A 10,494-nucleotide genomic window follows, 5' to 3' on the forward strand; every position below is an offset into this window, starting at 1 on the left:
GATCACGCGCCATGTTGAAGCCCATAAATCTGATCCTGCTTTTGGGGCTTGCCGGGGCCGGCGGCTACCTTGCCTACGACAAGCTCAGGAGTAGCGCACCGGCCGAGGAGGTCGCGATCGCGCCCAAGGATTACGCCGTCGCCGCGCCCGGGCGCGTCGAGCCGAAGGGCGGCGAGATCCGCCTCGGCGCCACCTATCTCGGCCGCGTCGAGGACGTGCTGGTCAAGGTCGACGACAAGGTCGAGGAAGGCGAGCTCCTGCTGCGTCTCGACGATGCGGAAGCCCGCGCCAAGCTCGCCTCCGCCGAGACGGAAGCCGAGGCGTTGCGCGAGGACCGCGAGAAAGCCTTCGCCTCGGGCCGCGAGGACGTGCGCAAGGCCGAGGATGCGATCTACTCCGCCGAGCGCGCTGTGACCGGGGCCCGCATCGAGCTCGACTATGCGATCTCCGCCAAGCGCAGCGGCACCGGCAGCGACGCGGCCGTGAGCGACGCGCGCCGCCGCCTCAAGGATGCCAACGAGCGCCTCGAGCGCGAGCGCATCGCCTACGTGAAGGCGCAGTCGAAGGCGAACCTGCCGGCGCCGAGCCGCGCCGAGTCCGCGGTCTCCGCCGCGCGTGCGGAAGTGCGCATGGCGGAAGCCCTCCTCGACAAGACGCGCATCCGCGCGCCGTCCGCCGGCACCATCTTCGAGGTCAACGCCAAGGCGGGCGAGGTCGTGGCGCCGTCGCCGGAGCTGCCGCTGGTCGTCATGGGCGACATGAGCGTGGTGCGCGTCAAGGCCGAGGTCGACGAGGGCGATGTCGACAAGATCAAGCTCGACCAGACCGCCTACGTGAAGAGCATCAGCCGCGGCGACGAGAAGTTCCAGGGCAAGGTGACGAGCATCGCTCCGACCCTCGGCTCGGCGAAGATCGGTCCGCGCGGACCGCTCCGCCCGACCGACGTCGAGGTGATGGAGGTGACCATCGAGATGACAGGGGATGCCGCGGCACTGAAGCCCGGCATGCGGGTAGACGCATTTTTTCGTGACAACTGAGGGGCCTGAGATGTCCCCGGCGTCTCCGGCGGCACCCTTGCCGCGGCGGCGGAAATCCGTGGCCTTCGCCGCCCTCGGAAGAGGGGATCTCCCATAATCCCGGGCCCCTCGCCCCTCGGTTCGGGAGTGCCGTTGCAACAAAAGTGTGGGTCACCTGCAAGGGTGGCCCCTTTTTTATGCTGCAGTGCAAGATAATTGGTTGACAGCCTTGAAATCGATTGGGAATGTATCGGCAGGAACAGCGCGCGCTGTCCCTCTCGGGCATGGTTCTGCGAGATACCGCTGAGGCGGTCGCCATCGAGATGGAGCGCGCCATGCAAGGTCACATAACGAAGTTTCACGAAGCCATCGGGTGCGGCGTCATCCGCGCCGCCGATGGACGGAAATACCGCTTTTCGAAGTCGGATATCCGCAATCCAGACGGCCGCCTCGTCGGCTTGGACGTGGATTTTCTCGTCGAATCGCGTAGTCCAAAAGACATAATTCTGTTGCACGGGTCGCCCTGGAGCGTCTTCGCCCAAAGAGACCCGGTCGGAAAGCGGAGCTGATCGCCATGTCGGAAGCCATGATCGACAAAGCCCCTGAAGGCGCAATCGACACGAGCGACGTGCCTCTGGTCGGCGCCCGCGAGCTGGCGCTGGCCCTCAAGATCCTCTCCTCCGGGAGCCTCCTGCTTCCGTCGATCACGCTCTCCGACGAGGACCTGCGCCGCGTCGAGCAGGACTTCTGGCAGATCTCGCCCCGCGAGCGTGTGCGCAAGGTGGCGGTTCTGCTGCGCTTCCGCAGCTTCCTCACCGCCTGCCAGACGCGCCACGTGAGCGAGCTCATCGCCCGCCACGGGCAGACGGCGCTCGTGACCGCGCTCGAAGCCGCGGCGAAGATGCGCCTCAACGCCAAGTGGGGCTTCAATCCCGTCAAGATGGCCCGCACCATGAGCGAGGCGCTCGCCGCGGCCACCGAGGGCTTCGAGGGACAAACCGCCACAGCGTGAAAGCGGTGGTAGGCGGCGGCGCGCGCCCCATATAGGGGGCATGTCAGTCTTCATCCCCTTTGTCGGCACCTTCCTTTTGTTTTTCCTGCCGGCCCTTGGCCTGCTGATCGCGGGCCTCGCCAGGGAGGCGCGTGCCCCGTCCGTGCCCCGCGGCATAGACAGGCTGTGACCCCGCAGCCTGAAGCGCGATCCTTTCAATCAAAAATGATCACGCTCTAGCCCGCCGCGCCGCCGTATAGTGGAAGGTGGTCAACCTGGGCGGGCGCCCCCCACATGAACCCAACCGACGCACCGAGAGGGACTGCGAGCGAGTTTCCCGCGCACGCTTCCGTCATGCCCGAGGTTCCCGACATCGATCTCTTCTCCGGTCTGTCGGCGCCGGAGCGGAGCGCGCTCGCCGGTCGCCTCGCGCTCAGAACCCTGCGCCGGGGCGACGTACTGATCCATGAGGGTGATCCGGCGGACGCGCTCTATGTCGTGGTGTCCGGGCGTTTCGCCGTCGCCCGCGAGGGGCGGCACGATCTACTGAGCGAGATCGGTCCCGGCCAGCCCGTCGGCGAGATCGCCTTCCTGACCGGAGGGGCGCGGACCGCCACCGTGACCGCCATGCGCGACAGCCTCGTGCAGGCGCTCTCGCGCGCCGAGTTCGACGCCCTCGTGGCGGCCCATCCAGGCATCTGGGGCACGCTCGCGGCGACGCTCGCCCGCCGTCTCGCAGCGACCACGTCCCATGCCGCGTCCTCCGCCCCGCAGGCCCGGCCGCGCCCGCGCACCATCTGCGTCATTCCGGCCGGCGGCGCGCGCATGAGCGCGCCGTTCGTCGCCATGCTGAGCGACGCGCTCTCCCGCCGCGCGCCCTGCGCCGTGCTTTCGGGAGAGACCGCAGAGGCGCTTCTCGGGGCCGCCGACGCGTTCGAGAGCCCGGACGCCATCGCGCGGCTGAACGCGCTCGAGGCCGCCCACGCGCATGTCCTGCTACTGGCCGACGACGCCGTCACACCCTGGACCGGGAAGGCGATCCGGCATGCTGACCTGGTGCTCGCCGTCGCCCACCACAGCGACGCCGCCGCGCCCAATGCCGCCGAGCGCCTCGCGCAGCAGTTCGTGGCGCCGGAGGCAACGCGCCTCGTGCTCCTGCATCCGCGCCGCGGCAAGGTCGCGGGGACCGCCCGCTGGCTCGCGCCTCGCAAGGTCGCCATGCACCATCATGTCGCCCTCGAAGGCACGGCCGACGTCGATCGCCTCGTGCGTTTCGTCGAAGGACGCGCCGTGGGGCTCGTGGCGGCCGGAGGCGGCGCTCTCGCGGCCGCGCACACGGGCGTCTTCAAGGCCCTCACGGAGGCCGGGCTCGCCTTCGACATCATGGGCGGCACCTCGGCCGGCGCCGCACTCGCGGCGGCCTTCATGCTCGACGCCTCGCCCGACGAGATCGACGCCGCGCTCGGCGAGATGTTCGTCGCCAACCGCGCGCTGCGCCGCTTGACGCTGCCGCGCTACGCGCTGCTCGACCACACGGTGTTCGACGCGGAGCTGAAGCGGTTGTTCGGCGCGGGCGACATCGAAGACCTCTGGCTGCCGTTCTTCGCCGTCTCGACCAACCTCGCCCGCTATGGTCTCGTCGCGCACCGCAGCGGCCCCCTGTGGCGAGCAATCCGCGCCTCGGCCTCGATCCCCGCGCTCCTGCCGCCGGTCTATACGGCCGAAGGCGACATGCTGGTCGACGGCTGCCTGCTCGACAACGTGCCCGTGCGGGTCATGCGCGATCTCAAGTCGGGTCCCAACGTCGTCGTGAGCTTCAAGCCGCCGGCGCTCGACCGCTATGCGGTCGACTACGAGGCTCTGCCGTCGCGGGCCGCATTGGTGCGGCGCGTGCTCAACCCCCTCGGTCGTGGCCGGCTTCCGGCCGCGCCGGGCCTGGTCGCGGTGCTGATGCGCGCGCTGATGGCCAACCGTCGCGATTTCCAGCGCGAGCTCCAGGCGGACGATCTTTCGCTCTCCCCGCCGATCCCGGCTGGAATGGGGTTCCTCGACTGGCATCGCCATCGCGAATTGTTCGACGCCGCCTACGGCTGGACATGCGCCGAGCTGGCCGCGCGCGCTGATCCGCCCGCGTGGTTCGCCGATGCGTGTCGGCCGGCGTCAGCCCGCGCCGACCGGTAGAAGGCGAGCACGCCATCCGTCATCGTCGTCACGGTGAACCTCTGCTGCACGGCGCAGCGCAGCTCGGACGCACGCGCGCGCGCGCCGTCCGGATCGGAGAGCACACTCAAGATCGCGCGCTCGAGGGCGTCGGCCGAGCCCGGTGCGATGAGCTCCGTCTGCGTCCCCGCGACGATCTCGGGAATGCCGCCGACGCGCGTCGCGATGAGCGGCACCCCTGCCGCGCCCGCTTCGAGCACGATGTAGGGAAAGCTCTCGGCGCGCGACGGGACCACGAGGCAGCGCCCGAGCGGGAAGGCATCCGACGCCGGCATGGCGCCGGGGAACGTGACCGCCGCGTCGAGCCCCAGGGCGTGGGCCTGGGATTTGAATGTCTCCGCGTCGGGGCCGCTCCCCACGATCACGGCGCGGAGCGGACGTTTGGCAGCGATGCGCGCCAGCGCCTCGATCAGCACGTCGACGCCTTTGAGCAGGCGCAACTCGCCGATGAAGAGGATGTCGGCCGCATCCTCGGCGGGCGGGCGGGCGACGAAATCCTTGAGGCCCAGCCCGTTGGCGATGATGCGCCGCGGCGGGCCCTTATCCCCCGCGAGCCGCGCATAGGCGTCGCGCGCGAACGCGGATTCGAAGATGAGCCCGTCCGTCATCCGCCCCATGACCCGCTCGATCGCCCCGAAGAGGGTGCCGGCCGCCGTCCCGGGCGTGTAGTGGAGGCTCCCGCCATGCGGCGTGTAGAACGCCTGAACGCGCGCGCGTGCGCCGACCGACAGCCACGCCCGGGCGAGCCGCGCATAGGCCCCGCCTTTGGCGCCGTGGCCGTGCAGGATGTCGAGGTCGAGCGCGCGCGCGATGTTCGCGATGCGCCGCACGGCGGTGAGGTCGCCGATGCCGGGTTGCCGGCGCATGGGGATGAGCGAAAGCCCGAGCCCGAGCTTCGGCGCGATCTCCGCGAGGCGCAGGGTGGTGAGCCTGTCGGCCGAGGTGCTGTCGGCGACGATGCCGACCTCATGCCCGCGCCGCGCCTGCTCTCCCGCGAGATCGAGCACGTGCCGGAACAGTCCGCCGACGGGCGCGCGCATGACGTGAAGGATGCGCAGCGGCGTGTCGGCGGAAGAGACGGTGTCGCTCAAGGGGCGCCTCAGAAGAACCGCTCGTTGACGTAGACCACGTCGCCCGGTGCGACGGGGTAGTCGCCCGGAACGTCGATCCGGTCGGAGAACCCGTCGTGGCGCCGCGTGATGCGGTAGCTGCGCGTGCTGGCGCGGTCCGTATAGCCGCCGGCGATGGCGACCGCCGTCTCGACCGTCATGTCCGAGACGTAAGGGTACTGTCCCCCCGCGCGCACCTCGCCGTAGATGAAGAACGGCCGGTTCTGCAGGATGTCGACCGTCACCTCGGGATTGCGCACGAACTCCGCGCCGAGGCGGTGGCGGATGGCGCTCTCCACCTCGCGCGTGGTCCGGCCGCGTGCGCGCACGGCGTTGATCAGCGGCACCGTGATCATGCCTTCCTGATCGACGGTGTAGGCCCGCGAGAGGTTCGGCTGCCCGTAGACGAAGACGCGCAGCTTGTCGCCGGTATCGAGCCGGTAGGGCCCGCGCGCATCGGCGACGTATCCGGCCGGACTGACGGAAGCGGTTTCGATCGCCGCCGGCGCGGCCGCCTCCCGCGGCGCATCCGCGATCACCACCGTCTCGGCGTCCCGGCCCATGGTCTCGAGCGCGGCCGAGACGACCGCGTCGGGGTCGTGCGAGCAGCCGGCAAGCGCGATCGCCACGGCGCACGAGAGAAATCCGATCGATGCTTTGGCGCCGGCGCGCATGGGAGACCGCTCAACGGAAAGGGTTCGCGAGCGCCAGTGTTAGGCAGCCAGGGTTAAGAAAAACTTAGAGTTTGTCCCACTCCGGGAAGCTTAAGGAAATTCTAACGCGGCGCCGTGTATCCCGGAGCCAACGGATTTGCCGGACGAAACCGAAATGGCTCGAACGACATACCATCGCCCTGACGATATCGACCTCGGCGCCCTGTGGCGGAGCGCGGTCAGAAGCCTGCCGAGGCTTACGCTCATCGCGCTGGCCCTGGCGGCGGCCACCTATGGCGTGCTCGCGCTGGTCGCCCCCCGCTATATGTCGGAGGCGCAGCTCGCCATCGAATCGAAGAGCGCCGCCAACCCGTTCGCCGATCCGTCGCGATCCGGCATGTCCGATAGCGTTAGCGTGCGGATGGACAAGGAAGCCATCAACACCCACGTGCGCGCGCTGATGTCGACGGACCTCGGCGAGGAGATCGTCCGCGAGATGAGGCTCGCGGAAAAGCCCGAGTTCAACAGCGCCAGAGGATCGCCCGACACGCTGTCCGCACTGTTGCGGTTGGTCGGCATCGGCGCTCCGCGGGCCTCCGAGAGCGACCAGGATCGCGCGCTCGATGCCTATTTCAGGAGCCTCGAGGTCTATTCGCCGAGGGAGAGCCGCTTCATCGGCGTGCGGTTCCGTTCGATCGATCCGGAGCTCGCCGCCGCCGTCGCCAACCGCATCGCGGAGACCTATCGCCGGAACATCGCCCATCAGAGCCTGATCGAAACCGACGACGTGCAGAAGGCTCTCGAGCCCAAGATCGCCCGGCTTGCCGACGAGGCCGCCGCGGCCGAGGCCGCCGTCGAGGCGTTTCGCGGAGAAGCGAATATCTTCAAGGGCGGCCCGCAGGCAACGGGGCTGAACGAGCAGCAGCTCGCCGACCTCAACGCCGAGCTGTTGCGCGTCAAGGCGACCCGCAGCGAGGCCGAGGCCCGTGCCGCCCAGGCGCGCGAGATGCAGGAGCTAGGCAGCGCCGAGACGCTGGCCGATATCCAGAAGTCGCCGCTGATCCAGAGCCTCGTGCAGAGCCGCGTGCGCGTCGAGCGGCAGATCTCCGAGCTGTCGGCGACCCTCCTGCCGGGGCATCCGCGCATGCGCCAGCTCACCGCCGACCTCAAGGGGCTCAAGGGCCAGATCGGCGCCGAGGTCGCGAAGATCGTCGACGGCCTCGACAAGGAAGCCAAGGTTGCGGCCCTGCGTGAGGAGGCCATCCAGGCGAGCGTCGCCGACATCAAGTCGCGCATCGTCAACGCCGGCCCGGAGGAGGCGCGACTGAGGAGCCTCGAGGCCGACGCGAGGTCAAAACGCGCCGAGCTCGATCGCCTGCGGGCCCAGTTCGAGGCCAACCGCGTGCGCGCCGATGACAGCCGCACGATCCCCGTCGAGGCACAGATCGTCTCGAGTGCCCGCCCGTCCGCCGTTCCCGTTTTTCCGAGAAAGGGGGCGACGACGCTGCTCGTGGCCCTCGCCACGATGATGATCGGGCTCGCGCTCGTCATCACGCGAGGCCTGCTCGGCGGCGCCCGCGTGGCGGGCGGCGCGCCCCGTCCGGGGCTGGCGCGCCGCCGCGAGCGGCTGCACCCCGTGTTGCCCGTGCCGCCGCGGCGGGGATTTGCGCTTGAGCGGCCCCTGATCGGGGAGCGTCCGGGCGGGCCCGCGGCCGATCCAGGGCCGGGCCTCGCGGCACCGTCCGATCCGTTCGCCCCTGCCATGAGCCCGGCTGGGCTTCCGGCGGAGATCGAGGCGGGCCCGATAACGCCAGAGATCGCCTCCGTGGCCGAGGCGCCGGCGGCGTCCGAGCCCGCCGCCGTGCCGGACGCCGCCGATCCCACGACCGCCGAGGAGATGGCCGCCCGCATCCTGGCATTGCGCGCGGGCGGGACTTCGGGAACGCGGACCCTTTTGACGGGCTCCGATGATCTGTTCGCGCTCGCGCGCGAGGCGGCCGACGTCTGCCGCGTGATCGCCGGCAAGGGGCACACGGTCATCATGGTGGACTGGAGCCTCTCAGGCGAGGGCATATCGAGCCGGATGGGTCAGCCGACGTGGCCCGGCTTCAACGATTTGGTTGACGGGCGGGCGCGCTTCGAGGACGTTGTTCGTGCGCTCGATGAGAGCGAAGTGCATCTCATCCCCTGCGGCCGCGGGCTCGCGGGTTCGGACGAGCCGCCCGACAGCGACAACATCAATTTCCTGCTCGATGCGCTGGATGATGTTTACGAGCATATCGTCGTGGTGGCGCGCCCTGAACCCGCCGAACGTCTGTTCGAGGCCATCCAGGGCCGTTTCGACTGCGGCGTGACGCTCGTGTCCGGCGAGGAGGAGAAGGCGCGTGTCCGCGCCGACGGGGCGGGCACGTTCCTCGGCTTCGAGGTCGAAGGCATCGCGCTCTTCGCGTTCGACCATTCCGACCGCCCGCGCGAACGGCGCAAGCTCGCGCGCGTGGGCTGAGCCGGAGACGGAGGCGGACGCGCATGCCGAGCTGGACCACTGCCCTGAGGAAAGCCGCGCTGTCCGGTCTCCACTATTCCGGGCTCGCCGCCCTCCTGGCCCCGTTGGCGCGCGGCAAAGGCGTGATCTTCACGCTGCACAGCGTCCGGCCGGAGCCGCCCGGGGCGTTCGAGCCGAACGGCATCCTGAAAGTGACGCCGGAGTTTCTCGAAGCGGCCATCGAGACCGTCCGCAAGGCCGGCTACGATATCGTCTCGCTCGACGAGGCCGCGCGCCGCCTCAAGATGGACGCGCCGGCGCGCCCCTTCGCCTGCTTCACCTTCGACGACGGCTACCGCGACAACCGGGACTTTGCCTATCCGGTCTTCAAGCGGCACAACCTGCCGTTCGCCATCTACGTTCCGACCGCCTATCCCGACGGTGAGGGCGAGCTGTGGTGGCTAGTCCTCGAAGCCGCCGTCCGCAAGGCGAACGAGATCCGCGTCGTGCTCGATGGCGTCGAGCGTCATTTTGAAGTCCGCACGCCGGACGAGAAAAACCGGGCGTTCGACGAGATCTACTGGTCCTTGCGCCGCCGTCCCGAGGCCGAGCTGCGCGCGAGCGTGCGCGAGATCGCGCGGCTGGCCGGCTACGATGCGTCCTCGCTCTGCAGTGACCTGATCATGAGCTGGGACGAATTGCGCACGCTCGCAGCCGATCCGCTCGTCACGATCGGCGCGCACACGCACCGCCATGTCGCGGTGGTGGGGCTTTCCGAGGGCGAGGCGCGGGCGGAGATCGCCGAGAGCGTCGAGCGCATCGCCCGTGAGCTCGGCCGTCCCTGCCGCCACTTCAGCTTTCCCTATGGCGACGCCGGAAGCGCAGGCGCGCGCGACTTCGCCATCGCCGCCGCGCTCGGCCTCGAAACCGCGGTCACGACCCGCAAAGACGTGCTGAGTGCGAAGCATCCGATGACCGGCCTGCCGCGTGTCTCGCTGAACGGCAATTTCCAGAAGGCCCGCTACGTTGCGGTCCTGATGACTGGCGTGCCGTTCCTGATGATCGAGGCGGCGAAGGCCGTGCTTCGGGGCGCCAGAGGTCAGCGTGCCGTGCATGTGGCTACGAAGGCCGGGCGCCGGAAGGCTACGCGTCCGGGCGCAGCATCCATTTGACGAGCCACATGGCAGGCAGCACCCAGAGCAGCCCCGCCACCGGGTAATAGATGATCTCGGCGGCCTTGCTCGCGCTCACCTGCAGCACGACCGCGACCATCATGGCGGCGAGCGCATAGACGGCGAGGAAAGCCAGGAGCGCGATGGCGCCGACGAGCTTGCGCGTGCGAAGGGGCATGGGCTCTGAGACTTTGGTCCTGAAACTTGGTTTCTGAAACTTGGGGGGCTGAAATTCAACGGTCCCGTGTCTCGTCGCGGACGCTTTCGGGGCCTCGTGCAGCGCCCGATCATCGCATTGATCGGAGCACGGGTTCGCCCTATCACACCTTGGCGAACCGCGGGAAAAAAAGCGCATGACGGCGATCGACGTGACGAATGGCAAGGCTGGAACGGCGACGTCGTGGGATCGCGCCGTGCGTCTCTGGCTCTTCTTCGTGGCCGGGCTCGTGCTGGCGATGATCACCGTCGGCGGCGCGACCCGGCTCACGGACTCCGGCCTCTCCATCACCGAATGGCAGCCGATCCTCGGTGCCATCCCGCCCCTGACGGACGCCCATTGGCAGGAGGCGTTCGCCAAATACAAGGAGATCCCCGAGTACCATCTCGTCAACAAGGGCATGTCGCTCGACGCGTTTAAGGCCATCTACTGGTGGGAATGGGGGCATCGCTTCCTGGGGCGTCTCATCGGGTTGGCCTTCGCGCTGCCGCTCGCGGTATTCTGGTTCCTGGGCGCGTTGCGGCCAGGCTATGGGCTGAAGTTCGCCGGCGTGCTGGCACTCGGCGGCCTGCAGGGCGCCATCGGCTGGTACATGGTGAAGTCCGGCCTCGTCGATCGCGTCGACGTCAGCCAG

The 10,494-nt window shown here is 69.1% G+C and carries 9 protein-coding genes; 6 read left to right on the top strand and 3 right to left on the bottom strand.

Going from position 1 to position 10,494, the window contains the following annotated elements; genetic code table 11:
- Positions 1-11 precede the first annotated feature (11 nt).
- From V7082_RS13635 to V7082_RS13645, 3 genes are all read left to right on the top strand, one after another.
- A complete protein-coding gene (locus V7082_RS13635) occupies positions 12-1,037 on the top strand; it encodes an HlyD family secretion protein (RefSeq protein ID WP_334149404.1) in 1,026 nt (341 codons plus the stop codon).
- 553 nt (positions 1,038-1,590) lie between these two features.
- Positions 1,591-2,028 (top strand): hypothetical protein, encoded by a 438-nt coding sequence (locus tag V7082_RS13640; RefSeq protein WP_334149406.1) that lies wholly within the window; start codon positions 1,591-1,593, stop codon positions 2,026-2,028.
- 273 nt (positions 2,029-2,301) lie between these two features.
- A complete protein-coding gene (locus tag V7082_RS13645) occupies positions 2,302-4,188 on the top strand; it encodes a cyclic nucleotide-binding and patatin-like phospholipase domain-containing protein (protein WP_334149408.1) in 1,887 nt (628 codons plus the stop codon).
- Here V7082_RS13645 and V7082_RS13650 read toward each other — a convergent pair.
- Both V7082_RS13650 and V7082_RS13655 read right to left on the bottom strand, forming a co-directional pair.
- Positions 4,092-5,318 carry a glycosyltransferase gene (locus V7082_RS13650; RefSeq protein WP_334149409.1) on the bottom strand — a complete coding sequence of 409 codons (1,227 nt, stop codon included), beginning with the start codon at positions 5,316-5,318 and terminating at the stop codon, positions 4,092-4,094. The genes V7082_RS13645 and V7082_RS13650 overlap by 97 nt on opposite strands.
- An 8-nt stretch (positions 5,319-5,326) precedes the next feature.
- On the bottom strand, positions 5,327-6,010 hold the full coding sequence (locus tag V7082_RS13655; protein ID WP_334149410.1) for a polysaccharide biosynthesis/export family protein: 684 nt from the start codon (positions 6,008-6,010) through the stop codon (positions 5,327-5,329).
- 154 nt (positions 6,011-6,164) lie between these two features.
- On the opposite strand from V7082_RS13655, the gene V7082_RS13660 reads away from it, so the two are divergent.
- A complete protein-coding gene (locus V7082_RS13660) occupies positions 6,165-8,492 on the top strand; it encodes an exopolysaccharide transport family protein (RefSeq protein ID WP_334149412.1) in 2,328 nt (775 codons plus the stop codon).
- Between the two features lie 23 nt (positions 8,493-8,515).
- On the top strand, positions 8,516-9,643 hold the full coding sequence (locus tag V7082_RS13665) for a polysaccharide deacetylase family protein (protein WP_334149413.1): 1,128 nt from the start codon (positions 8,516-8,518) through the stop codon (positions 9,641-9,643).
- Here the strand turns inward: V7082_RS13665 and V7082_RS13670 are convergent.
- Entirely contained in the window at positions 9,615-9,821 is a 207-nt protein-coding gene (locus tag V7082_RS13670) for a DUF2842 domain-containing protein (RefSeq protein WP_334149415.1), read from the bottom strand. The genes V7082_RS13665 and V7082_RS13670 overlap by 29 nt on opposite strands.
- A 175-nt stretch (positions 9,822-9,996) precedes the next feature.
- On the opposite strand from V7082_RS13670, the gene V7082_RS13675 reads away from it, so the two are divergent.
- A partial coding sequence (locus tag V7082_RS13675) for a COX15/CtaA family protein (protein ID WP_334149417.1) occupies positions 9,997-10,494 on the top strand: 498 nt, incomplete at its 3' end.

The organism is Hyphomicrobium sp. (assembly GCF_036833075.1).
Lineage (GTDB): Bacteria > Pseudomonadota > Alphaproteobacteria > Rhizobiales > Hyphomicrobiaceae > Hyphomicrobium_C.